A 24,368-nucleotide genomic window follows, 5' to 3' on the forward strand; every position below is an offset into this window, starting at 1 on the left:
GGTCCCCACGTGGGGACCGGGGCGCCGTCGACGCGTACGCGCCCGGGTCAGCGCCTGTTCTGCCACCCGTACTGACCGGGGTCCTCCTCCTGGCCGTCACCCGGGCCGGCCGCGGGCCGGTCACCGTAGGGGCCGCCGCCGTCGGTGTACGGGCCGGGCCGGCCACCGGCGTACCGGCCGTCGTGCCCGGCGTTGTACGGGGCCGCCTGGCCGCCGCTGTACTGGCCGCCCTGGTCGCCGTTGTACTGACCGCCCTGGTCGCCGTTGTACTGACCGCCGCCGTACGGGGCGCCCTGACCGGCGCCGTACTGGCCCTGACCGGCGCCGTACTGAACACCCTGGTCCGCCGCGCCGTACTGGCCACCCTGGTCCGCCGCGCCGTACTGGCCACCGGCGTACTGGCCGCCCTGGTCGCCGTTGTACTGACCGCCGCCGTACGGGGCGCCCTGACCGGTGCCGTACTGCCCCTGACCGGCGCCGTACTGAACGCCCTGGTCCGCCGCGCCGTACTGGCCGCCTCCCTGGTGGGCGCCGTACTGATCGCCGTACCGCGTGTCCTGACCACCGCCGTACTGGGCCCCCTGACCGCCGTACTGACCGCCGCCCTGCTGACCGCCCTGGCCGCCCTGGCCGCCGTACGGGCCCGCCTGGCCGTTGCCGTACTGGCCGCCGCCGTACTGCGCGCCCTGGTCGGTGCCGTACTGGTCCGCCTGGCCGGTGCCGTACGGGCTGTCGTACCGACCGCCGGCGTACGGGGCCGCCTGGTCGCCCGTGTACTGGTGGGCGGCAGGGCCCTGGTCGTCGTTCCCCGCTCCGCCATGGGGGCCCGCCGCGGGGCCGCCGTCCGAGGAGCCGTGGTCGTCCCCCTGCTGGGCGGCGCCTTCCTTCTTCGACTTGCTGCGGGCCCTCAGGAACTCGATCAGGATCGGCACCACGGAGATCAGCACGATCAGGATGAGGATCATCTCGATGTTCTCGTGCACGAAGTCGATCTTGCCGAGGGCCGCGCCGAGCAGCGTCACCCCGACGCCCCAGAGCACGCCGCCGATGACGTTGTAGGTGATGAACGCGCGGTAGTCCATCCGGCTCACACCGGCGATGATCGGCGTGAACGTCCGGACGATGGGGACGAAGCGGGCCAGCACCAGAGACTTCGGGCCGTACTTCTCGAAGAAGTCGTGGGCCTTCTCGACGTTCTCCTGCTTGAAGAGACGGGAGTCCGGACGCCTGAAGAGGGCCGGCCCCACCTTGCGGCCGAAGAGATAGCCGACCTGGTCGCCGATGATCGCCGCCAGGGCGACCAGGATGCAGACCAGCCACAGGGGGTACTTCAGGTCGCCCGTCGTCACCAGGAGGCCCGTGGTGAACAGCAGGGAGTCGCCGGGCAGGAAGAAGCCGATCAGCAGGCCGGACTCGGCGAACACGATGAGCAGGAGGCCGGGCAGCCCGAAGGTGTTGAGCAGGTAATCCGGGTCCAGCCAGCTCGGGCCGAGCGCAAGCGTATTCAAGGGTCCGGGCTCCAGGGTTGGTCGGTGTGCGCGGCTGCGTGGCCGCCCCAAGCTATCAACGCGGCAGCGGACCCCTGGGTTCCACTGGCGTAAGCGAGGATGCGCACGGCACGAACCGGGGCAAAGCTTTCCGCAGGAGGTGCCACATCATGGGCATTGAGGACTACGGCGGCGGCCAGACGCCCCGGGCTGACGTCCTGGTCGTCACCACGAACGACGTACCCGGCTATCAGGTGACCGAGGTCATCGGTGAGGTGTTCGGACTCACTGTCCGCTCCCGTCACCTCGGCAGCCAGATCGGCGCCGGTCTGAAGTCGATGATCGGCGGCGAGCTCAAGGGGCTGACGAAGACGCTGGTCGAGACCCGCAACCAGGCGATGGAGCGGCTCGTCGACCAGGCCACGGCGCGCGGCGCGAACGCGGTGCTGATGATGCGGTTCGACGTGAGCGAGGCGGCGGACGTGGGCACCGAGGTCTGCGCCTACGGAACTGCGGCCGTGATCAGCAAGTCCTGATCCGCACGTCCCCTCTCCCCCGCGGCCCGTCCGCGTCCACGTCCCGGAGGTCCCCGCATGCCCACGTCCGTCAATGTCGCCGTCATCTACTACTCCTCCACCGGCACCGTCTCCACGATCGCCAAGGCCATCGCGAAGGACGCCGAGAACGCCGGCGCGCAGGTACGGCTGCGCAAGACCGCCGAGCTCGCCCCGCAGGCGGCCATCGACTCCAATCCCGCGTGGGCCGAGCACGCGAGGGCGACCGCCGACATCGCCGAGGTCTCACCGGACGACATGATCTGGGCGGACGCGGTGATCTTCGGTACTCCCACCCGGTACGGCAACGTCACCGCCCAGCTCAAGCAGTTCCTCGACACCCTGGGAGGCCTCTGGCAGGCGGGTCAGCTCGCCGACAAGGTCTACAGCGGCTTCACCGCCAGCAGTACCACCCACGGCGGCCAGGAGTCCACCCTGCTGGCGCTGTACAACACGATCCACCACTTCGGCGGCATCCTGGTCCCTCCCGGCTACACGGACCCCTCGAAGTTCGTCGACGGCAACCCCTACGGCACCTCCCACGTCTCGGGGCAGGGCGACATCCCGGTCGCCGAGCAGACCCTGACCGCCGCACGGGTCCAGACCGAACGCGTCGTGAAGTTCACCCGGGCCATCAAGGCCGGACTCGCGGCAGAGAACTGAGGGGACGGCATGGCACTCCACCAGGGACGGCACGGCAAGGCCACACCGTCCGAGGAACACCGAAGACTCGCACTCAATCCGTTCTTCGGGGAGGCCGACCCGACCGCGGAGATGGTCGCGGCACCACCGACGCACCAGCTCCCGGACGGCCCGCTGCCGCCGTCGACCGCCTACCGGCTCGTCCACGACGAGCTGATGCTCGACGGGAACTCCCGGCTCAATCTCGCGACCTTCGTCACCACCTGGATGGAGCCCCAGGCCGGTGTGCTGATGGGCGAGTGCCGGGACAAGAACATGATCGACAAGGACGAGTACCCGCGCACCGCCGAGCTGGAGCGGCGCTGTGTTGCGATGCTCGCCGATCTCTGGAACGCCCCCGACCCGGCCTCCACCGTGGGCTGCTCGACCACGGGCTCCAGCGAGGCGTGCATGCTGGCGGGGATGGCGCTCAAACGGCGCTGGTCGGCCAGGAACACCGACCGCTATCCGGCGACGGCGCGGCCCAATCTGGTGATGGGCGTCAACGTGCAGGTCTGCTGGGAGAAGTTCTGCACGTTCTGGGAGGTCGAGCCCCGTCAGGTCCCGATGGAGGGCGAGCGTTTCCACCTGGACCCGCAGGCGGCCGCCGAGCTGTGCGACGAGAACACCATCGGCGTGGTCGGGATCCTCGGCTCCACCTTCGACGGCTCCTACGAGCCGATCTCCGATCTCTGCGCGGCGCTGGACGACCTCCAGGAGCGCACGGGGCTCGACATCCCGGTCCATGTGGACGGCGCGTCCGGGGCGATGATCGCCCCGTTCCTCGACGAGGACCTGGTCTGGGACTTCCGGCTGCCCCGGGTGTCCTCGATCAACACCTCCGGGCACAAGTACGGCCTGGTCTACCCGGGGGTGGGCTGGGCGCTGTGGCGTTCACCGGCCGAGCTCCCGGAGGAGCTGGTCTTCCGGGTGAACTACCTGGGCGGCGACATGCCGACCTTCGCGTTGAACTTCTCCCGGCCCGGCGCGCAGGTGGTGGCGCAGTACTACACGTTCCTGCGGCTGGGCCGGGAAGGCTACCGGGCCGTTCAACAGGCGTCCCGGGACATCGCCCGCCGCCTCGCCGTGGAATTCGAGGCCCTGGACGACTTCAGGCTCCTGACCCGGGGCGACGAGCTTCCGGTGTTCGCGCTGACGACGAAACCCGAGGTGCGGGCGTACGACGTCTTCGACGTGTCGAGGCGGTTGCGGGAGCGCGGCTGGCTGGTGCCCGCGTACACCTTCCCCGCCAACCGCCAGGACCTCTCCGCGCTGCGGGTCGTCTGCCGCAACGGCTTCTCCTCGGATCTCGCGGAGCTGCTGCTGGACGATCTGCGCAGCCTGCTGCCCGAACTACGCGCTCAGGCACATCCGTTGCACCGGGACCCCGGGGTCCAGACGGCGTTCCACCACTGAGCCCCGGGGGCGGAGTCAGCGGCTGAGCCGTGCGAACCTCCGGACCGCCAGGGGGAAGAACACCGCGATCAGCGCCACCGGCCAGAGAACGGCGAGCAGTTCGGCGTGTTCGGCGGCCCAGGAGCCGGAGGCCCCGCCCGGGTTGCCGAACAGGCCGCGTACTGCCGTCGCAGTGGCCGACATCGGGTTCCACTCGACGGCCGCGCCCAGCCAGCCCGGCATCGACTCCGGCGAGGCGAAGACGTTGGAGAGGAAGCCCACAGGCCAGACCAGGATCTGCACGGCCTGCACCATCTCCGGCCTGCCCGCCACCATCCCGAGCTGGATGCCGATCCACAGCATCGCGAACCGCAGCAGCAGGAGCAGTCCCAGCGCGGCCAGCGCGGCGGCCACGCCGTTGTGCCAGCGCCAGCCGAGGGCGTATCCGACCCCGGTCATCACGGCGAGCGCCGCCACCGACTGGAGCATGTCGGCGACGCTCCGGCCGACCAGGACGGCGCCCGAGACCATCGGCATGGAACGGAACCGGTCGACGACACCCTTGTTCAGGTCCTGGGTGACGGCCAGCATCGTGCCCTCCAGGCCGAAGGCCATGGTGAGTGCGAGCATGCCGGGCACCAGGAACTCGGTGTTGTCCCCGTCGACCCCCTGGCCGCCGCCGACCAGGTAGTTGAACATCAGGAGCAGCATCACCGGGAAGACCAGGCCGACGACCACCTGGACCGGCTGCCGTGCCCAGTGCGCCAGTTCACGCCGGGTCATCGTCCAGGAGTCGGTCAGCGCCCAGCCGACGCGTCCGGGTCCCGCTGCGGCCGTACTCATGCCACCACCTCCGCGTCCATGGGTGCGTGGGTCCCGCCGCCGGCTCCGGCACCGGCTGCTGCTCCTCCGGCTCCGGCTCCGGCTCCGGTGAGCGACAGGAACACCTCGTCCAGCGTGGGGCGGCGCACGGCGATGTCCTCCGCCTCGATGCCCGCCTCCTCCAGCGCCCGTACGGTCCGGGCCAGGGCCCGCATACGGTCCGGAGCGGGTGCGCCGAGCAGCCGCCGGTCCACGTCCACGGTCACCCCCTCACCGAGCAGCCGGGCCGCCTTGCCGAGCCGGTCCGCGTCGCGGACGACCACGTCGATGCGGTCGCCGCCGACCATCGCCTTGAGCCGGTCGGACGTACCCTCCGCGATGACCCGGCCGTCGTCGATCACCGAGATCCGGTCGGCCAGTTGGTCCGCCTCCTCCAGATACTGCGTGGTCAGCAGGACGGTGGTTCCGCCGACGGCCAGGGAACGCACGGCGTTCCACACCTCGGTCCGTCCCCGCGGGTCGAGTCCTGTCGTGGGCTCGTCCAGGAAGAGCACCTCCGGGTCGGTGATCAGGGACGCCGCCAGGTCCAGGCGGCGCCGCATGCCCCCGCTGTACTGCTTGACCGCCTTGCGCCCGGTGTCCGCGAGCCCGAACCGCTCCAGCAGTTCGTCGGCCCGCAGGCCCGCCCGGCGTGCGCCCAGGTGGTAGAGCCGGCCGAACATCTCCAGGTTCTGGCGGCCGCCGAGCTCCTCGTCCACCGCCGCGTGCTGGCCGAGCAGCCCGATCCGCTGCCTGACCTCGGCAGCCTCGGACCGCACGTCGAATCCCGCCACCTCCGCCCGGCCCCCGTCATGCCGCAACAGGGTCGTCAGCACGCGGACAGCGGTCGTCTTGCCGGCCCCGTTGGGACCGAGCACCCCGTGGACCGTCCCGCTGCGGACGGCGAGGTCGAGACCGTCCAGGGCTCGCTTCTCTCCGTACCGCTTGTGCACTCCTTCGACGACGATTGCGTCGCTCACGGTGTCCACCAGCCCTTCCCCTCATGTAGTCAAACTTGACTAGCACGCCGAAGATATGCCCGCCGAGACCATTCGTCAAACTTGATTAGTTGGAATCCCCGGGATCGGGGGCTCCGGTGGCGTAGGGGTTCTCCTGCCCTTCGGCGAGCACCCCCACGAAGGGTTCGCCCTCACCTGCGAAGGTGTACGCCCCAGCCTCGACGCGGGAGATCAGGCCACGCGTCCACTCGGCGCCCGCGTCCGCGGAGTGCACCCACATGTTCATGATCTCGCCGATGTGCCCGAGGGACTCCGGGCCCTCCGAGGGCGTGTAGTGCTCCGTGACCGAGGCCCGCCAGCCCTCGATGGCGGCGACGCGCTCGCGCAGGAGTGCCACCGCCTCGTCCCGCCCCAGGTCGACGATGAAACCGATGCCGGCCGAGAGCACGTCCACGCTCTGGTCGTACGAGGTCAGCGAGGCCCGCAGCAGGGTGAAGAACTCCTGGGTACCGAGGTCCGTGATCTCGTACTCGGTGCGGGGCGGCCCGCCGGCCGTGGACGGTGCGACCTCATGGGCGAGGAGCAGCCCCTGCTTCGCCATCTGTTTGAGTGCGTGGTAGATCGATCCGGGCTTGGCGTTCGACCACTCGTGGGCGCCCCAGTACTCCAGGTCGTTGCGCACCTGATAGCCGTGCGCCCGGCCGTGCTGACGCACGGCACCCAGGACCAGGAGACGGATCGCCGACATACCACCCACCTTTGTACTCAACTTTGACTAGGGTAGCCCGCCTCTTCGGCCACCAGCTCGAGGGCCGTCCTGCCGTCCAGCGTCTCGCGGAGGATGTCCGCATGCCCCGCGTGGCGGCCGGTCTCCTCGACGAGATGTATCAGCAGCCAGCGCATGGAGCAGCGTCCGTTCTCGGGAAACCAGGGCGCCGGGGGCAGCGGGAAGGTGTCGTCCATGCTGTCGACGTCATGACGGATGAATGCCTCCGTCTCCGAGGCGACCTTCGCCCAGAACTCGAGCATCCGCGGGATCGTCTCGTCGCCCACGAGCCGGAAGCCGTCGGACCAGGTCTCCTCGTTCCGTTCCTTGTCGTTCGGACGCTGCTGGGCCATCCGCAGCCAGTTCAGCTCGCCCTCGGCGACGTGCTTGAGCAGTCCGGAGAGCGAGAGCGCGCTGACACCGGGACGGCTCGCGGCCTGTTCCTCGGTGAGGCCGAGGACGGAGCGCCGGATCGCGCCGCGCTGTGCCTCGACGAAGGCGAGGAGCGCGGTGCGCTCGTCGCCGGGAGCCTCTGCGGGAACGTGCGTGACCATGATGTCTTCCTTCGGTCGGACGTGACGGCTGCTCGCGTGCTGGCACCGTCAACGTACGGACCCATCAGGCCGGATCCTGTCCTTTATCCGCCCGCGTCAGAAGGGGAACACCGTTCGCCCGTGCTGCACCGAGATCCACTTCCGGGTGGTGAACGCCTCCACGGCGGCCTCGCCGTTCAGCCGTCCCATGCCGGACCTCTTCTCGCCCCCGAAGGCCACCGCCGGATCGTCTTGCACGGTCGCGCCGTTCACATGGAACATTCCGCCGGTGATACGCCGCGCGAACCGCACGCCTCGCTCTGCGTCCGCCGTGTGGACGGCGCCGCTCAGCCCGTAGGGGCTGTCGTTGACGATGCGTACGGCGTCGGCCTCACCGTCGAACGGCACCAGCAGGGCCACGGGGCCGAAGATCTCCTGCTCCAGGAGCGGTGACCCCTCCGGGATCCCGGTCAGCACGGTCGGCTCGACGAGATTGCCGCGCGTGCGGCCCCGCACGAGCGCGGTGGCACCGGCTTCGATCGCCCCGTCGACCAGCGCGGTGAGCGCTTCCGCCTGGAACGCGCTGATGACCGGCCCGATACGGGTGTCCGGGTCACGCGGATCCCCCGAAGGAAGGGCGGACACCGCGGCGGTGAACCGCTCGGTGAACTCCTTCTCCACGGAACGGTCCACCAGGATGCGGTTGGCAGCCATGCTGACCTGCCCCTGGAACAGGAAGCGGCTGTAGACGGCCGCCCGGACCGCGTGGTCGAGGTCGGCGTCCTCCAGCACGACCAGGGCGCTGTTGCCGCTCAGTTCGAGGATGGTCCTCTTGAACAGCCCGGCGGCGACGGCCGCGACATGACGGCCGACCCGGTCAGAACCGGTGAACGAGATCACCTTGGGCACCGGGTGCTCGATGAAGGAGTCGCCGATCTCGGCGCTGTCGGTGACGACGACGTTGAGGAGTCCGGCGGGCAGCCCCGCGTCCTCGAAGATCCGGGCCACCAGCCCTCCGCCGGCGACCGGGGCGTTCTGATGGGGCTTCACCACGACCGCGTTGCCGAGTGCCAGCGCGGGCGCGACGGTCTTCATCGACACCAGGAAAGGGAAGTTGAAGGCGCTGATCACGCCGATGACCCCGACGGGCAGCCGGTAGACCCGGTTCTCCTTGCCGTCGGTGACCGAGGGCATCAGCCGCGCCGCGGGGCGGATCGCCTGCCCGGCTGCCTCACGCAGGAACTCCTGCGCGGCACGCACCTCGTATTCGGCCCTCGGCCGGGTACCGCCGAGCTCATCGATGATCAGCTCGGTGATTTTGCCGCTGCGTTCCCCGACGAGCCGCACGGCCTTCTCCAGAACGGCGCGCCGCTCATAAGGACTGACCGCTGCCCATTTTCGCTGCGCGCGTTCGGCAGCCCGGTAGGCCAGGTCGACTTCCGCCGAGGTGGCCACGGTGACGGAGCAGAGTTTTTCGCCGTTGTAGGGATTGATATCAATGATGTCCCACGCACCGTTGCCGGTCAGCCACTCGCCGTCGATGTACTGGCGGGCCAGTTCACTGGGGAAGGACATGCAATCCCTTACTGCAGGCGCAGACTCCTGTCAGTGAGTCATCGTACTGGCGAATCAAGTGAGTTGAAGGAGTCCTCGGAGAAGATCCCGGCTCTCCTCGGGCCCCGGACTGTCCTCGTGGAGCCGCACCATGGCCTTTTCGTACTGGGCGACTTCTTCGGCCTTGTCCAGATAGAGCGCACTTGTCAGCTGCTCCAAATAGACGATGTCCGACAGATCGGATTCCGGGAAACGCAGCATCGTGAATGCTCCGCTCTCGCCGGCATGACCGCCGAAGCTGAAGGGCATCACCTGGAGGGTGATATTCGGCTGCTCCGACATATCGATCAGATGCCGCAATTGCGCACGCATCACTTCGCGCCCGCCGTACGGACGACGCAGTGCCGCCTCGTCGAGCACGGCGTGGAAGCGGGGGGCACGCTCGGAGACGAGCGCCTTCTGCCGCGCCAGCCGCAACGCGACCCTGCGGTCGATCTCGGCGGCCGGCGCACCGGGCATGCCACGGGCGACGACGGCATGGGCGTACGCCTCGGTCTGCAACAGACCGTGCACGAACTGGACTTCGTAGATCCGGATGAGCGAGGCCGCTCCCTCCAGACCGATATACGTCTGGAACCAGCCGGGCAGCACATCGCCGTAGCTGTGCCACCAGCCCGCCACATTGGCCTCACGGGCCAGGCCCAGGAGCGAATCCCGCTCCGCCTCGTCCGTGACTCCGTACAGCGTGAGCAGGTCCTCGACGTCCCTGGCCTTGAAGCTCACCCGTCCCAACTCCATGCGGCTGATCTTCGATTCGGAGGCACGGATGGAGTAGCCGGCCGCCTCACGGGTGATGCCGCGCGACTCGCGCAGGCGCCTGAGCTGTGAGCCCAGCAGGATGCGCCGCACCACAGAACCACTCGACTCGCCTGCCGACACCGGCTTCCCAACCCTCCCCATCGCTTCCCTTGCTCCGGGGTTCCCCCGAACCCCGGAGGCGGATTCTGCCACCAAAACGCTTCAGCCCGTACTCATTCGATTACAGAGACGGCAAGACTTTCCGAAAGCTTCAAAACTGTGAAGCGGAAGAAATGAGTCCGAACCGGCACGGTATCGGGCAGAACCCGCGCGTGCACGTGCATCTGCCCTTGCATCTGCTCTGCGCATTGGGAACCATGGGCCTCGCGCACCTGCGTGCTCGTTCGTGTTGTGCCGCTGTACCCGCAGTGCCCGCTAGAAGCAGTGCCGCTACAGCCGCGAATCCCGGGAGTGCCTCGCATGGGGACGAATGGATCGACGATGCTCGAGCCGTTACGGCAGGGGCTTCCCCCCATCGACCCCTCGGCGGTCGCGGGCTCGGCCTCCTGCACGCTGCCGGCCCGGTACGAAGCGGTGGGCGGGGCCCGGAGGTTCACTCGTACGACACTGACCTCATGGGACCTGGGCGACCACTTCGACGACGTGGCCCTGGTCGTGTCCGAGCTGGTCACCAACGCGCTGCGGCACGCCCTTCCGGTCGATGCCGCACGGGAGCGCCAGGACACCTCGGTGCGGCTGCATCTGATGCGCTGGACCTCGCGCCTGGTGTGCGCGGTGCGCGATCCCAGCGAGAAGGGGCCGGTCACGGGCGAGGCGCCCGATTCGGCGGAGTCCGGCCGGGGCCTGTTCCTCGTCGAGTCGTTCAGCGACTGCTGGGGCTGGCACCCCTCCCCCGTACCCGCCGGGGACACGCCGCCCGACGGCGGTCTCGGCAAGGTGGTCTGGGCCCTGTTCCGGCTGACGGACCACACGGCGCCGGAGCGTCCCGTCCCGGTGGACGCGCTCCCTGACGGCCTGTAGCCACGGCACACACCCGGGCGCGCCACGACGCGCGACCGGGTCCGCCGTGCGCCCCGGCCCCAGGGCGGGTGAGGTCCCGCATGCCCCGGCCGCCGTCCGGCCGTGAGGTCAGCCCCCGGCGGCCAGGTGGTCGAACTCCCCGTCCTTGACGCCCAGCAGCAGCGCCTCGATCTCAGCCGGTGTATAGACCAGCGCGGGCCCGTCGGGGTGGCGCGAGTTCCGCATCGCCACATTCCCTCCGGGAAGTTTCGCGAACTCCACGCATGATCCCTGGGAGTTGCTGTGTCTGCTCTTCTGCCAGACGACCCCGCGAAGCTCTGTGGCCGCCATGCCGTTGTACACGTGGTGCACAGGACGCTCCCCGAGTTGCAAGGTGCAAGTGTCAACTAGCTCGGATCATAGCTGTGTTCATATGCCAATGCATGAGCAGATGCACGTGCACGCGGGGTGCGCACGTGATTACAGTTTTTCCGCTGATCCGCTCACCCGTCAGTTCACTGTTCCCCCACCTCTATGAGGAACAGACGAACAGCACGCCAATTTGGCTCCCACTTCCCCGAGTTGTTCTGTTGACGCCTGGTAGCTTGGCGCGGTCTTTCGGCCGTGAATCCACAAGGGGGAACTCCAATGGACAGGCTCCGGCGCTCCGGCGCTCTCGCCGCCGCCGGTCTCGCCGCCGCGCTCTCACTGACCGCCTGCGGCAGTGACGACCCCGCCGCGGACCAGGCCCCGGACACCGGATCGACCTCCGGGCCGGCCACTCCCCCCTCGGCCGGCGGCGAGGACGGCGGAACCGGCGGTGCGGACGCCGCGGCGCTCGCGGGCACCTGGACCGGCACGTCAGACGGCCTGCCCGTCGCCCTGTCGGTCACCTCGGGCAAGGTGGCGCTCTCCGCCGGACAGCACATCTGCCAGGGCGAGGTGAAGGACATGGGCTCGGTGATGCTCGCGCTGAAGTGCCTCGACGGGAACACCGACCGCACCATGGGGTCCATCGAGTCCAACGACGGCAAGAAGCTCGTCGTCTCCTGGAACGCCGGGGCCGAGGACACCCTGACCAGGACCGACGCCGCCGAGCTGCCGACGGGCCTGCCCGAGGTCCCCGCCCCCTGACTCGGCCGTTCCTACGCCCTCCCGCTACTGATCTCCAACGCCCGTGAGAAGTCCTCCAGGGCGCGGAGCAGCAGCGTGGCCCCGTTGCGCACGAAGGAGTCGGGCGGTGGCCCGGGGGCGGCGTCACGGCGCTCCAGCACCTCTCTGACCGGGTCCCAGTCCGGGACGCGGCGCTCCCGCACCGCCTTCGCGCCCTCCTCGGTGGCCCGGCGCACCACGTCGGCCAGCCCGGCGGCCTCGGGGACGGGGGTGGCGGACGCGGCGGGCAGATGCGCCTCCATGAGCATCGCGACCCTGCCGAACTGGGCGAGCGCGTCCTGGGCGTCCGCTGCGGAGGTCCGGGAGATGCCCCGGTGGCGTACGGGCTCGTGCCGGGCCGTCTCCAGCGCCTCCTGCCAGGCGATGCGGGCCTCCCGGGTGGTGAGGAGGGCGGTGCGCACGTCCTCCAGGCTCCTGGAGGCGGGATCGGCGTACCGGTCGAGGACCGTGGCCGCGTAGCGCCCGTCCGTGACCACCCAGTTGGCGAGCCGGTCGCGCAGCCGCGGGGTCTCCCAGGCCGGGTAGAGGGCGTACGCCACCATCGCGAGGAGACCGCCGATGAGGGTCAGCACGACCCGCTCGGGCACGGTCTGGGACCAGTCGTCGCCCGCCATGCCGAGCAGGAAGACGACGTAGGCGGAGACACAGACCTGGCTGACCGCGTATCCGGTGCGCATCAGCAGGTACATCAGCCCGGCGCTGACGACGGCGAGCAGGGCGGAGAGCTCCGCGTTCGGGTGTGCGGCCTGCACGATGCCGGTGGCGACGGCGACACCGACCACGGTGCCCATGAAACGGGCGACGGATCGCGAGTACGTCTGGGTGAACTCCGGGCGCATCACCATCACGGCGGTCATCGGCGCCCAGTATCCGTGGCCGAACGGGAGCACCGCCCCCAGGAGATAGCCCGATGCGGCCACCGCCGACACCCGGATCGCGTGCCGCAGGATCGTCGACCCCCGGCGCATCTCGCGGCGCATGGAGCGGTAGACGACGGGGACCAGCCGCAGCAGGGTGGGCCGCCTGCGGTGCGGGACGAGCGGTTCGCCGGGAGTCCGGTCGTCCGTGCCGGTCCCCTCGGCGATCTCGATGACATCGGCGAGCAGTGAGGTGAGCCGGTCGGCGGCCCGGCGGGGCGGGCCGGTGAGGATGACCTCGGTGTCGGGGGACTTCAGCACCGACAGCGCCGTCTCGTCCAGCCGCACCGGGTCCCCGTGGCGTACCGCCCTGGCGGCGGAGTCGAGCAGGGACCCGGCGGCGCCGAGGATCTCCCGCGCCCAGTAGCGCTCGGGGCCCTCGGCCGGGACCCCCAGGGCGGGATCCGCCAGCGAGGCGAGGACCGGCCGCAGCCGTTCGGCGACCCCGCGGGCGCCGTGCAGGTCGGCGGGGCGGCGCCGGGCCTGGCGTGGGGTGACGGCGGCGGCGTTGCGCGCGGTCATCAGCGGTACGGGGTCGAAGGGCGCGACCGGGTCGTGCCGCAGTCTTCGGGCGTAGTCCGCCTCGCCTGCCAGGGCGTCGGCGAGCGCGTCGCGCTGGGCGCCCCATCTGCGGACCGGGAACAGCACGATCAGCGCCGCCTGGACGAGCCCGCCGAAGGCCATCATCGCGGCATGGGCGGCGGCGTCGGCGACGGAGGTCGGCAGGGTGATCGTGACCAGCATGATCGAGACGTTGGAGCCCGCGATGATGCCGCCCGTCGGGCCCGCCGCCCAGGTCATCCCGGCGGCGAACGTCCAGAGGATCAGCAGGGCCAGGAAGAGCAGGGTGTGGGACACCGTGACGTAGCCGACGAACGTCGACACGGCCAGACTGGCTCCGGAGACCAGGGCGAGAACGGGCCGGGGGCGCCAGCTGCGCTGGAAGGTGGCGATGGCGGCCTGGAACGCGCCGAACGCAGAGCCGGCGGCGATCACCGGCCCGAAGAGCGCCAGACTCACCCCGACGACGAGCGCGAGGCCCGCGGCGCCGCGCACCGCGATGAGCGGTTCGAGACTCCGCCGCTCGATCTCCAGCCCCGAGCGGGCCGTCTCTTTCAGCGCCCGGAGCCAGCTCATGGGCAGAGCCTAGCCGGATTCCCCGACAACCCCGACTTATGCCGCCCCGCTGATCTAACGGCTGATTTCCGGCCCTTCTCCACCCATCCTGGCCCGGTCGGCCGCGGCCGTGCCGTGCGTCCAGCCCTCGGCGTCCGTCGCCCCGCGCAGCCGGGTCGTGGTGGTCCTCGGGAACATCCGCTCCGCCGTGTCGGTGACGGCTACGTCCCGGGCCGCCAGGACCGGCAGCAGCTCCCCGGCGCCCTCGGCGCGTCCGCCCGCGCCGGCTTCCGAGCCGGCCGCGGCGGTGACCCGCGCGGTGTCCGCCGCGAGACGGCCGCCCAGGCGCTGGGCGTATGCCATCAGGAAGGACTGCCGGAAGGTCTTGGTCCGCTTGCGCCCGCCGGCCCGCTGCCCGGCCTCCGCCTTCGTCATCGCGGCGGTGCCCTGCACGAGGAGAGAGGTGAAGAGCAGTTCCACGGCCTCAAGGTCCGGCTCGAAGCCCACGACCGTGGTGAAGCCGAGGTCGCTGTTCCACACGGCGCGGCAGCGGTTCGCCGAGGCGACGGAGTCGAGCAGGACGGCCTTCGCGCTCTCGTACGGGGCGTCGACACCGATCCGGACGGCCCCCGGCGTATCGGCGCTGTGCGTACGGGCGGCGAGGAGCGCCTCGTCGATGCTGTGCCTGGCCATCAGCTCCTGCGCCTTGGTGGTGAGCGCCTCGGCCTCCTCCGGGAAGCCGGTCGCCTCCGCCTTGGCGAGCAGCGCCCTGATCCTGGTGAGCATGCGGGGCTCGCCGTGGGCCGGCGGCCGGTGCGGAGCGTCGGCGGCCGTGCCGGGCGGTGGTCCGGCCGGCTCGATGACCGGGAGCCGCAGCACCAGCCGGTACAGCTCCAGGAGCGCGGAGGCGTACGTGAAGCGGTCGGGACGGTTGCGCGGCGCCGGGGCGGGCATCGCGGCGAGCTGGTCCGCCCAGCGTGGGGGCAGCTGCCCGTACTCCGCCGTCTCCGCAGTGATCAGGGCCGAGACCAGCGCGGCCCCGGCCTCGTCCAGCTCGCGCCGGACCGTCCGTACGACATCTGCGGGCTGCCAGCCGCGGGCCCAGGCCCGCCGGACGAACTCCTCGCCCCGCCGGTGCAGCTCCTCGTCGGCGGACGGGTCCGCGGCGAGGAGGGAGGCACCGGTGTCCAGGCCCGCGTCGTCCTCCGAGTACAGGGCCGCGGCACACGCCCGGTCGATCACCGATTCCATCGGGCCAGGGTAGGCGGCGGCCGGGGGCTCAGTGCTCCCCGGGGAGCAGCACCAGCTTGCCGCGCACGTGTCCGCCCTCGCTGAGCTCCTGGGCCCGCGCCGCCTCACCGAGCGCGAACGTCCGTTCGACAGGGATGCGCAGGCCGCCGACCGCCGCCGTCTCCGCGTACTCCGCCAGCCGCCTGCCCTCGTCAGGAGAGCTCCCGCCGCCTGCGGAGAAGGCCACCCCGTGGTGGGCCGCGTCCGGGTCGGCGATGGTGGAGATCCGGTCGGCCGTACCCCCGCGCAGCTCCACCGAGTCCGCCAGCGCGCCCTTGCCCGCCACGTCGAACACCGCGTCCACTCCCTGCGGTGCGGCCTCCCGCACCCGGTCCACCAGCCCTTCCCCGTACGCCACGGGGACCGCGCCGAGCACCCGCAGATAGTCGTGGTTGGCCGGTGAGGCGGTCCCGACGACGGTGGCGCCCCGGGCCGCGGCCAGCTGGACCGCGGCGGAACCGACCGCGCCGGACGCCCCGTGCACCAGCAGGGTCTCCCCCGCGGACACCGCCAGCTCGTCGAGCACCCGGGCAGCGGTCGCGGTCGCGACAGGCAGCGCGGCGGCCTCCGCCCAGCCCAGTCCCTCCGGCTTTCGTGCGACGGCTCCCACGTCGGCCACGACGTACGCCGCGTACGCGCCGGTCGCGCTCCGGCCGAGGACCTCGTCGCCGGCCGCGAACTCCGTGACTCCCTCGCCGGTCTCGTCGACGACCCCGGCGAACTCGCTGCCGGGTGTGGCGGGCAGCGGGGTGGGGAACGCCGCCTCCATCCAGCCGTTGCGGATCTTGTAGTCGACCGGGTTGACCCCGGCCGCCCTGACCGCCACCCGGATCTGCCCGGGGCCGGCGTGGACGTCCTCGACCTGCGTCCGGCGCAGGACCTCGGGGCCGCCGAACTCCTCGTACACGATCGCTTCCATCACCGTCTCCTCCGCCGCCTGCCGTGTTCCCGGCGCGCACCGCGCGCACCGCACTCCGATCCTCGCGGCAGACGGGCGCGCCCGCCCGGTGAGCGCGGGTCCGCTGTCAGTGCCGGGTGCAAGACTCGGCCCATGACCGAACGTTGGGCTCTGGCCACCGCGGAAGGGGGCGGCGCGCTCCTCGTGCCGCTGACGCGCGACGGCCTGCCCGCCGGTCCCGTCCTGACCGAGCCGGACCTCGTCGAGTCCGTCCGCTCCCGCCCCGAGGTGGCCCGCTGGGTCTGGCGTTCGACCGCCGGGATCTACCCCCGGCTGCTCGCCGCGGGCGTGCGCGTCGAGCGGTGCTACGACATCGAGTGCGCCGAGCTGCTGCTGCTCGGCCACGAGGGACGGCTCGGGGAACCCCGCTCGGCCGCGGCGGCCTGGGCCCGGCTGCGTCACGCCCCGGTACCGCCCGATCCGCCGCCCCGCTCCGCCGAGCCGGGCTCCCAGTCCTCACTCTTCGAACCGCGCTCCGGCACCGACCTGCCCCTCGAGGCACTGCTCCAGGTCTACGCCGAGCAACTGCGCCGCCACGAGGCTGCGGAACACCCCGGCCGGATGACACTGCTCACGGCCGCCGAGTCCGCGGGCATGCTGGTCGCCGCCGAGATGAACAGATCCGGGCTCCCCTGGCGGGCCGACGTGCACCGCGAGGTGCTGAACGAACTGCTCGGCGAGCGCTACGCGGGCGGCGGCGAGCCCCGCAGACTGGCCGAGGCCGCGGACGAGGTGTCGGCGGCGTTCGGGAGACGGGTGCGCCCCGACCTGCCGGCCGATGTCGTGAAGGCGTTCGCGCAGGCCGGGATCAAGGTGAAGTCGACCCGGCGGTGGGAGCTGGAGGAGCTCGACCACCCGGCGGTGGAGCCGCTGATCCGCTACAAGAAGCTCTACCGCGTCTGGACGGCACACGGCTGGAGCTGGCTCCAGGACTGGGTGCGTGAGGGCCGCTTCCGCCCTGAGTACCAGCCGGGAGGCACGGTCAGCGGCCGCTGGACGACCAACGGCGGCGGGGCGCTGCAGATCCCCAAGGTGATACGCCAGGCGGTCGTCGCCAACGAGGGCTGGCGGCTGGTCGTGGCGGACGCGGACCAGATGGAACCCCGCGTACTGGCCGCGATCTCCCGCGACCGGGGGCTGATGGAGGTGGCCGGACACGAGGGCGACCTCTACAAGGCGCTGTCCGACCGGGCGTTCCACGGTGACCGCGACCACGCCAAGCTGGCCCTGCTGGGTGCGATCTACGGACAGACCTCGGGCGACGGCCTGAAGAATCTGGCGGCGCTGCGGCGGCGTTTCCCGCATGCCGTCGCCTACGTCGACGACGCGGCGAAGGCCGGCGAGGAGGGCCGCCTGGTCCGCACCTGGCTGGGCCGCACGAGCCCGCCCGCCGCCGGGGCGGGCGAGGACGAGGAGGCCGGCATCCCGCAGGAGAGCGAGGAGCCGCCGGCCGGGGAAAGCACCGGCGGCTACGGATTCACACCCGGCTACGCCTCGTCGAACGCCCGGGCGCGGGGCCGCTTCACCCGCAACTTCGTGGTCCAGGGCAGCGCCGCGGACTGGGCTCTGCTGCTCCTGGCGGCACTGCGGCAGACACTCGCCGCCGGGGGGATGCGGGCGGAGCTGGTCTTCTTCCAGCACGACGAGGTGATCGTGCACTGCCCGGCCGGGGAGGCGCCCGCGGTCGTGGAGGCGATCCGCGAGGCCGGGGAGCTGGCGGGCCGGGTCGCGTTCGGGGAGACGCCGGTGCGGTTCCCGTTCAGCACGGCGGTCGTCGAGCGGTATTCGGACGCCAAGTAGCGCGCCCGGGAGGGCAACGGCCGAATATCCGGAGGGGGACGTTGCCGCATGTCCGCCAGGCCAGGAGGCGGGCCCGGCGCGCCTTCGCGAAGGCCGGGAAGCCGGATCCGGGCCGCTCCCGCCGGGGCCGGGGAGACCGCCCCGGCGCGCCCGGAGCCGTACCCGGGTGGGGCACCGCGCCGCTATAGGCTCCGGGCCATGGCGACGCACGAGCACGAGATCACCGAGCCCGTCGACCTCTGCCTGCCCGACGGCAGCCTGAATCCGGCGGCGGTCGGCTGGTCCAGGAAGCCGCTGCACCGGGCCAACCTGCGGGGCTGGGGCCGTACGAAGCGGTGGGAGTACTGGTGCGTGACCACGCCCACCCATCTGGTGGCCCTGACGGTGAGCGACCTCGACTTCCTGGCGCTGAACACGGTCTACGTGCTGGAATTCGGTCCTGGTGGGCGCGAGTTCGAGTGTTCCTCGATCGTCCCCGCGGGGCGGGGCGTCCGTCTCCCGGACACCGTCGCCGGGGCGCCGGGCTCCGAGGACGTGGTCGTCGGCCCCGCCCGGCCGACCGGCGGCAAGGTGCGCATCGAGATCCGTGACGAGAACGCCGGAACGCGGCTTCGGGCCCGCTGCCTCACCCCGGAGCGGCTGCCGCTGGAGGTCGGCCTCCTGGTGTCGCGGCCGGAAGGACACGAATCGCTCTCCGTGGTCGTGCCGTGGAGCGAGCAGCGCTTCCAGTACACCTCCAAGCACACCGCGCTCCCCGCCTCCGGCCGGGTGCGCATCGGCAGCGAGATCGTGAAGTTCGGCGGCGAGGGCAACGAGACCTGGGCCGTCCTGGACCACGGCCGCGGGCGGTGGCCGCGCACGGTCGACTGGAACTGGGGCGCCGCGTCCGGCCGTACGGGCGGGCACACGGTCGGCCTCCAGTTCGGCGGGCGCTGGACGGAGGGCACCGGCTCCACCGAGAACGGCCTCTGCGTGGACGGCCGTCTCACCAAGATCGGCGAGGAGCTGGACTGGCAGTGGTCCGTCACCGACCCCCTGGCCCCCTGGTCCCTCCGCACACCCGCGTCCGGCCAGGTGGACCTGACGTTCACGCCGTTCCACAACCGGGCCGTGCACACGGACGTCGGCCTGATCGCCAACCGCACCGACCAGTGTTTCGGGCACTACAACGGCCGGATCCGTACCGACGACGGCGACGAGATCGCCGTGGAGCAACTGCTGGGATGGGCCGAGGATGTTCATATGCGCTGGTGACTCCCCCGCGCGGGACGGCACGGGTAGGTTTCCACCCATGCATATAGGCCCACTCCTGGGCTCGGGACGCACCGCCGACGTGTACGCACTCGACGGCTCCTGGGTCCTGCGCCGCTACCGCCACGACATCGACACCACCGGTGAGCTGGCCGTGATGTCGTACCTCTCTGCCTCGGGCTTCCCGGTGCCGAGAATCGGCCCGCCGGCCGCGGAGTCACTTCCCACGGACCTGGTGGTGCAACGGCTGACCGGCCCGACGCTGGCGGAGGCGCTGCTGGCGGGCACGGTCACCGAGGGCGAGGGCGCGGACCTGCTGGCGCGGCTCCTGCGGGAGCTCCACGCGATACCCCCACGGCTCTCCCAGGACCCCGACGACCGGATCCTGCACCTGGACCTGCACCCGGAGAACGTGATCCTGGCCCCCGAGGGCGCCATGGTGATCGACTGGCTGACCACCCGCGAGGGGCCGCCGGCGCTGGACCGGGCCATGACCTCACTGATTCTGGCCCAGGTGGCCCTCGACCCTTCGTTCCCCGCCGGCCCGCAGCTCCAGGACCTGCTGGCGGCACTTCTCTCCCGGTTCGCGGCCGACGGCGGTGTGCCCGCCGACGCACTCGCCCGCGCCACCGCCCTGCGCGCGCAGGACCCGCAGCTCACCGCCCACGAGACGGCGGTGCTGGACGAGGCCGCCGAGCTGGTCGCGTCGCTGACGGGCCGTCGCTCCGCTCACTTCCGCAGGTAGGCCAGCACAGCGAGGACGCGGCGGTTGGTCGCGTCGGTCAGGGAGAGGTCCAGCTTGGTGAGGATCGAGCCGAAGTGCTTGCTGACCGTTCCCTCGCTGACCGTCAGTGCCTCGGCGACCGAGGCGTTCGACCGGCCCTCCGCCATCAGGGCCAGCACCTCCCGCTCCCGCGCGGTCAGCCGTGACAACGGGTCGCGGCGGTGCCGCAGCAGCTGACGCACCACTTCCGGATCGACGACGGTGCCGCCGTCGGCGACCCGCTGGAGCGCGTCGACGAACTCCTCGACCTTCCCTACGCGTTCCTTGAGGAGGTAGCCCACGCCCGTACCGTCGCAGGAGTCGAGCAACTCCTCGGCGTAGGCGCGCTGGACGTACTGGCTGAGGACCAGCACGGGCAGTCGGGGCCGGGTCTCCCGCAGCGCCACGGCTGCCCGGAGCCCTTCGTCGGAGAAGCCGGGCGGCATCCGCACATCCGTCACCACGATGTCCGGGGCGTGTTCGGCGACTGCGGCGGTGAGTTCACCGGCGGTGCCGACGCCGGCCACCACCTGATGGCCGAACCTCTCCAGCAGGCCGACCAGGCCCTCCCTCAGGAGCACACTGTCCTCGGCCAGCACGATGCGCAGCATCCAACCCTCATTCGACCAGGTGAGCGGGGGCTCGGGGGACTTCCAGCCGGAGCACGGTCGGCCCCCCGGCCGGGCTGGACAGTAGCAGCCGTCCGTCCAGCACGGAGAGCCGGTCGGCGACCCCCTGGAGCCCGGTGCCCCCCGCGGTCGCCGCTCCGCCCGTCCCGTCGTCCCGTACCTCGACGGTGAGCCGCTCCCCGTCGTCCCGGCCCGTCACCCACGCCCGTCCCGCCCCGCTGTGCTTCGCCACATTGGCCAGCGCCTCGCAGAGAGCGAAATACATGGCGGTCTCCACCGGCCCAGGCAGTCGCTCCGATATGTCGAGGTCCACATCGACGGGTACGGCCGAGCGGTCGGCGATGTCCTCGACCGCCGCGGCCAGACCGCGGTCGGTGAGAACCTGCGGATGGATGCCCCGGATGAGCTCCCTGATCTCCACCAGGGCCTCCCCCGCCTCCTCGTGCGCCTTGGCCAGCAGTCCGCCCAGCGGCTCCGCCGGACTCTCCAGCCTGGCCAGCCCCAGCGTCATCGAGAGGGCGACGAGCCGCTGCTGCGCCCCGTCGTGCAGATCGCGCTCGATCCGGCGGCGCTCCGCCTCGAAGGCGTCCACCAGCCGCATCCGGGAGCGGCCCAACTCCTCGATAAGGGCGTCGAGTCCATCGGGCCCCGGGGACAGCAACGCCCGGGTCAGGGCCGCGCGCGCCACCGCCGCCCACCCGAGCGGATAGGAGAGAAGCGGCAACAGCACCAGCCCGAGAAGGGCCAGGGCGAAGGCCTGGGGATACGAGTCGGCCAGGTAGAGCTTCAGCACCCTCACCTCCTCGCCGCCGGTGACGGCGGCCATGACGACAGGCGTCGCCAACAGCGCGCCGCAGACGGCCACTGCTCCCCCGACGACCAGGCCCTCCAGCGGCCAGAGCACGCCCGCGAACAACAGCGCGTACCCGAACTCCCGCCAGGTGGCCTGCTCCCGGAGCCGGGTACGCAGCCATGCCGGCAGGCCGGCGCGCGCCGGGGCCCGGTGCGGATCGCCGAGGGGAACGGGGTCGATCAGCCGCAGCCTGCGCCGCTCGACGGCGGCCACCGGGATGCCGATGAGGGCGAGCATCAGCAGAAGCGGCAGGCCGATGAGCACGAGGGCCAGGGCGCCGCCCACCACGGCCAGCAGCAGGAGGGACACCAGGAGGACCAGGCCGGCCGGAACACTGCTCAGCAGATACAGGGCCGCGCGCCACGGCCAGCCGCCGAGGAGATAGCGGCGTCGCACGAGGGCCTGCCGGAGGGTGAGTGAGCTCATGGCCCGCACGCTAGACAGCGCGGCCCGGTCACCACCACCCTGCGGGCGGGGGGCCGGGGGTGGAGCTGGCTCCCCCCCCAGGACTCCTCCTCGCTGCGATGTGGTCGCCGGACGCCGCCGGTTGAGTGGAACCCATGAATCAGCAACCCGCAGCCGTCCGGCTCGACACCGTCACCCGGTCCTTCGGAAAGGCCGCCGACGCGGTCACCGCGCTGGACGGAGTCAGCCTCACCATCCCCCGGGGCTCCTTCACCGCGATCATGGGACCGTCCGGTTCGGGGAAGTCGACACTCCTCCAGTGCACGGCCGGTCTCGACCGGCCCACGTCCGGCCGGGTGTTCCTCGGGGAGACGGAGATGACCGGGCTCAGCGAGCGGAGGCTCACCCTGCTGCGCCGTGAGCGGATCGGCTTCGTCTTCCAGGCCTTCAACCTGCTGCCGTCCCTCACCGCCGAGCAGAATGTGGCGCTCCCGCTCCGGCTCGCCGGCCGCAGGCCCCGGCGCGCGGAGGTACGCGAGGTGCTGGAGCGGGTCGGCCTCGGCTCCCGGGCCAGGCACCGGCCCACCGAGCTCTCCGGCGGGCAGCAGCAACGCGTCGCGCTGGCACGGGCGTTGGTCGCACGGCCCGAGGTGCTGTTCGGCGACGAACCGACCGGGGCACTCGATTCGCGTACGGGCCGTGAGGTCCTTGAGCTGCTGCGGTCGATGGCCGACGCCGGCCAGACGGTGATCATGGTGACGCACGATCCGGTGGCCGCCTCCTACGCGGACCGTGTGGTGTTCCTGGCCGACGGATCGATACGGGACGAGCTGTGCGACCCGGCCGCCGAACAGATCGCCGCGCGCATGACCGCCCTGGCGGTGGTCCCGTGCTGACCTCCGCCCTGCGTTCGATGCTGACCCGCTGGGTCACCTTCGTCGGCTCCTTCGTCGCTCTCGCCCTGGGCGTTGGGCTGATCGCCATGACGGGCCTTGCACTGGCGGCCACCTTCGACACACCGGAGCGCGGCCCGGAACGCTTCGCCGGGGCCCCTGTCGTGGTGGCGCCGTCGGACACCCTCCGGGTCGCGACACCCGTCGGGGAGCGGACGGCCCGGCTCACCGACCCCCGCCCCGTGCCGCGGCGCCTGGCCACCGGGCTCTCCGCACTGGGGCGTACGGCCGAGGACCGCACGTTCCCCGTCCGCCTGGCCGGCGAGGGGGCCGTGGGACATCCGTGGTCCGTCGCCGCCGCCACCCCGTACCGCGTCACCTCCGGCCGCCCTCCGGCGAAGGCCGGCGAGGTCGTCGTGACGGCGGGCGCGGGTCTGCGAACGGGCGACCGGGTCAGGATCACCACCCCCGGGACGGCCGCCGGGGCGCGGACGGTCGTCGGCACGGTCGCGGACGCGGGCTTCGAGACCGCGGTGTTCTTCGGCGACGCCGAGGCCGCCCGAATCCACCCGGCCGTCGACGCGGTGGCCGTGCACGCCGACGCCGACGCGGTACGGCGGCTGACCGGGGCGTTCCCCGGCATGAGCGTTCTCACCGGTGACGACCGGCGCCGGGCCGACCCCGATCCCGACCGGGACAGCGAGGCCCTGACCGCTGTGAACGCGCTCCTCGGCACGGCGGCCGGCATCACCGGTTTCGTCTCGGTCTTCGTGGTCGCCTCGACGTTCTCCTTCGCGGTGGCCCAGCGCAGAAGGGAGTTCGGGCTGCTCCGCACCGCGGGTGCCACGCCGGGCCAGGTGCGGCGCACGGTCGTCGTGGAAGCGCTCGTGATCGGTGTCCTGGCCTCGGCCGCGGGCTGTCTGCTGGGCGAGGCCGCCGCGCCCCTGCTGGCCGGCCGGCTGGTCCACGAGGGTCTCGCTCCGGCCTGGTTCACCATCGGCGACGCGACCTGGCCGCTGCACACCGCCTTCTGGGCCGGCCTGGGCGTGGCGCTCGCCGGGGTCACCGTGTCCTCACACCGCGCGGGCCGGATCCGCCCTGTGGAGGCGCTTCGCGATGCGGCCGTGGACGCCGGAGCGATACCGCTGAGCCGCCTGCTGACGGGCGCGGCAGTCCTGCTGACCGGTCTCGGACTGCTGGGCTGGTCCCTGGTCACCGACCCCGGGGACGTGCTCAAGCGGAAGACGTACATCCTGCAGCCCATGTGGATCATCGTCGGCTGCGCGCTGCTCGCGCCGCTGACGGTGCGCCCACTCACGCGCGTGCTCACCTGGCTGCCCGCCCGGCTCCCGGGCGCCACCGGCCTGCTGGCCCGGCAGAACGCGTCCACCGGCATCCGTCGTACCGCCGCGGTCGCCGCGCCCGTCCTGATCACCGTCGCCCTGACGGGCTCGCTGCTGGGCACCGTGGCCACGATCAACGAAGCCAAAGCCACCGAGGCGACGACGGTCTCCGGCGCCGACTACGTGGCGGGCGGGGACGGCCCGCTCGACCCGCGCTTCGTACAGCGCGTGCGGGGTGTTCCCGGAGCCGTGACCAGTGCCTCCCGCTCCACCGGGGTCACCGTCCTCGAAGAGGGCACCGCGCTCATCACTTCGGAGGCACGAGCGGCCGATCCGGCCGGCCAGGCCGCGACCGCCCGTCTGCCCCAC

General features: G+C 71.7%; 23 protein-coding genes. 10 read left to right on the forward strand and 13 right to left on the reverse strand.

Translation table 11 applies throughout. The features are described from left to right. Positions 1-47: 47 nt before the first annotated feature. Complete coding sequence (locus ACFWFI_RS21925; protein WP_387392784.1) at positions 48-1,508, reverse strand: DedA family protein; 1,461 nt, start codon at positions 1,506-1,508, stop codon at positions 48-50. A gap of 149 nt (positions 1,509-1,657) precedes the next feature. Between ACFWFI_RS21925 and ACFWFI_RS21930 the strand changes: the two genes are divergently transcribed. The 3 genes from ACFWFI_RS21930 to ACFWFI_RS21940 are packed head-to-tail and all read left to right on the forward strand — an operon-like array spanning position 1,658 to position 4,138. Further along, on the forward strand, positions 1,658-2,023 hold the full coding sequence (locus ACFWFI_RS21930; RefSeq protein WP_387392786.1) for a YbjQ family protein: 366 nt from the start codon (positions 1,658-1,660) through the stop codon (positions 2,021-2,023). Positions 2,024-2,080: 57 nt separating this feature from the next. Then, a complete protein-coding gene (gene wrbA / locus ACFWFI_RS21935) occupies positions 2,081-2,704 on the forward strand; it encodes an NAD(P)H:quinone oxidoreductase (protein WP_387392788.1) in 624 nt (207 codons plus the stop codon). A 9-nt stretch (positions 2,705-2,713) separates the two neighbouring features. Next, positions 2,714-4,138: a glutamate decarboxylase gene (locus ACFWFI_RS21940; protein ID WP_387392790.1), complete on the forward strand. Its 1,425-nt coding sequence runs from the start codon at positions 2,714-2,716 to the stop codon at positions 4,136-4,138. A gap of 15 nt (positions 4,139-4,153) precedes the next feature. On the opposite strand, the gene ACFWFI_RS21945 is transcribed toward ACFWFI_RS21940, so the two are convergent. The 6 genes from ACFWFI_RS21945 to ACFWFI_RS21970 form a co-directional block, all read right to left on the reverse strand. Continuing rightward, positions 4,154-4,960: an ABC transporter permease gene (locus tag ACFWFI_RS21945; protein WP_387392793.1), complete on the reverse strand. Its 807-nt coding sequence runs from the start codon at positions 4,958-4,960 to the stop codon at positions 4,154-4,156. After that, entirely contained in the window at positions 4,957-5,958 is a 1,002-nt protein-coding gene (locus ACFWFI_RS21950) for an ATP-binding cassette domain-containing protein (RefSeq protein ID WP_387392795.1), read from the reverse strand. The genes ACFWFI_RS21945 and ACFWFI_RS21950 overlap by 4 nt, the downstream gene beginning before the upstream one ends. 85 nt (positions 5,959-6,043) lie before the next feature. Next, positions 6,044-6,685, reverse strand: a complete 642-nt coding sequence (locus ACFWFI_RS21955) for a PadR family transcriptional regulator (protein ID WP_387392797.1) — start codon at positions 6,683-6,685, stop codon at positions 6,044-6,046. A gap of 17 nt (positions 6,686-6,702) precedes the next feature. Then, positions 6,703-7,257 carry a DinB family protein gene (locus tag ACFWFI_RS21960; protein ID WP_387392800.1) on the reverse strand — a complete coding sequence of 185 codons (555 nt, stop codon included), beginning with the start codon at positions 7,255-7,257 and terminating at the stop codon, positions 6,703-6,705. Between the two features lie 96 nt (positions 7,258-7,353). Beyond that, positions 7,354-8,811, reverse strand: a complete 1,458-nt coding sequence (locus ACFWFI_RS21965) for an aldehyde dehydrogenase family protein (RefSeq protein ID WP_387392802.1) — start codon at positions 8,809-8,811, stop codon at positions 7,354-7,356. A gap of 54 nt (positions 8,812-8,865) precedes the next feature. Next, complete coding sequence (locus ACFWFI_RS21970; protein ID WP_387392805.1) at positions 8,866-9,750, reverse strand: helix-turn-helix domain-containing protein; 885 nt, start codon at positions 9,748-9,750, stop codon at positions 8,866-8,868. 318 nt (positions 9,751-10,068) lie between these two features. On the opposite strand from ACFWFI_RS21970, the gene ACFWFI_RS21975 reads away from it, so the two are divergent. Then, complete coding sequence (locus ACFWFI_RS21975; protein WP_387392808.1) at positions 10,069-10,629, forward strand: ATP-binding protein; 561 nt, start codon at positions 10,069-10,071, stop codon at positions 10,627-10,629. A gap of 108 nt (positions 10,630-10,737) precedes the next feature. Here ACFWFI_RS21975 and ACFWFI_RS21980 read toward each other — a convergent pair whose 3' ends face one another. Further along, positions 10,738-10,980, reverse strand: coding sequence for a DUF397 domain-containing protein (locus tag ACFWFI_RS21980; protein ID WP_033296523.1), 243 nt, complete (start codon positions 10,978-10,980; stop codon positions 10,738-10,740). Between the two features lie 276 nt (positions 10,981-11,256). Here ACFWFI_RS21980 and ACFWFI_RS21985 point away from each other — a divergent pair, with 276 nt between their 5' ends. Further along, positions 11,257-11,742, forward strand: a complete 486-nt coding sequence (locus tag ACFWFI_RS21985) for a hypothetical protein (protein ID WP_387392811.1) — start codon at positions 11,257-11,259, stop codon at positions 11,740-11,742. An 11-nt stretch (positions 11,743-11,753) separates the two neighbouring features. On the opposite strand, the gene ACFWFI_RS21990 is transcribed toward ACFWFI_RS21985, so the two are convergent. Genes ACFWFI_RS21990 through ACFWFI_RS22000 form a run of 3 tightly spaced genes read right to left on the reverse strand, consistent with a single transcriptional unit; the run spans position 11,754 to position 16,023 of the window. Next, entirely contained in the window at positions 11,754-13,835 is a 2,082-nt protein-coding gene (locus tag ACFWFI_RS21990; RefSeq protein WP_387392814.1) for an FUSC family protein, read from the reverse strand. Positions 13,836-13,889: 54 nt separating this feature from the next. Then, positions 13,890-15,065, reverse strand: coding sequence for a DUF2786 domain-containing protein (locus ACFWFI_RS21995; RefSeq protein WP_387392816.1), 1,176 nt, complete (start codon positions 15,063-15,065; stop codon positions 13,890-13,892). A 28-nt stretch (positions 15,066-15,093) separates the two neighbouring features. Continuing rightward, entirely contained in the window at positions 15,094-16,023 is a 930-nt protein-coding gene (locus ACFWFI_RS22000) for an NADP-dependent oxidoreductase (protein ID WP_387392819.1), read from the reverse strand. A gap of 132 nt (positions 16,024-16,155) precedes the next feature. On the opposite strand from ACFWFI_RS22000, the gene ACFWFI_RS22005 reads away from it, so the two are divergent. The 3 genes from ACFWFI_RS22005 (at position 16,156) to ACFWFI_RS22015 (ending at position 19,858) form a co-directional block, all read left to right on the forward strand. Continuing rightward, positions 16,156-17,862: a bifunctional 3'-5' exonuclease/DNA polymerase gene (locus ACFWFI_RS22005; RefSeq protein WP_387392822.1), complete on the forward strand. Its 1,707-nt coding sequence runs from the start codon at positions 16,156-16,158 to the stop codon at positions 17,860-17,862. A 198-nt stretch (positions 17,863-18,060) separates the two neighbouring features. After that, on the forward strand, positions 18,061-19,116 hold the full coding sequence (locus tag ACFWFI_RS22010) for a DUF2804 domain-containing protein (protein WP_387392824.1): 1,056 nt from the start codon (positions 18,061-18,063) through the stop codon (positions 19,114-19,116). A gap of 37 nt (positions 19,117-19,153) precedes the next feature. After that, entirely contained in the window at positions 19,154-19,858 is a 705-nt protein-coding gene (locus ACFWFI_RS22015) for a phosphotransferase (protein WP_387392827.1), read from the forward strand. Here the strand turns inward: ACFWFI_RS22015 and ACFWFI_RS22020 are convergent. Both ACFWFI_RS22020 and ACFWFI_RS22025 read right to left on the reverse strand, forming a co-directional pair. Beyond that, positions 19,843-20,487: a response regulator transcription factor gene (locus ACFWFI_RS22020; RefSeq protein WP_387392830.1), complete on the reverse strand. Its 645-nt coding sequence runs from the start codon at positions 20,485-20,487 to the stop codon at positions 19,843-19,845. The genes ACFWFI_RS22015 and ACFWFI_RS22020 overlap by 16 nt on opposite strands. A gap of 7 nt (positions 20,488-20,494) precedes the next feature. Then, entirely contained in the window at positions 20,495-21,784 is a 1,290-nt protein-coding gene (locus ACFWFI_RS22025) for a sensor histidine kinase (protein ID WP_387392833.1), read from the reverse strand. 134 nt (positions 21,785-21,918) lie between these two features. Between ACFWFI_RS22025 and ACFWFI_RS22030 the strand changes: the two genes are divergently transcribed. Further along, on the forward strand, positions 21,919-22,659 hold the full coding sequence (locus tag ACFWFI_RS22030; protein ID WP_387392836.1) for an ABC transporter ATP-binding protein: 741 nt from the start codon (positions 21,919-21,921) through the stop codon (positions 22,657-22,659). Next, a partial coding sequence (locus ACFWFI_RS22035; RefSeq protein ID WP_387392839.1) for an ABC transporter permease occupies positions 22,653-24,368 on the forward strand: 1,716 nt, incomplete at its 3' end. The genes ACFWFI_RS22030 and ACFWFI_RS22035, both read left to right, overlap by 7 nt.

The sequence above is a fragment of the Streptomyces sp. NPDC060209 genome, assembly GCF_042728155.1.
Lineage (GTDB): Bacteria > Actinomycetota > Actinomycetes > Streptomycetales > Streptomycetaceae > Streptomyces.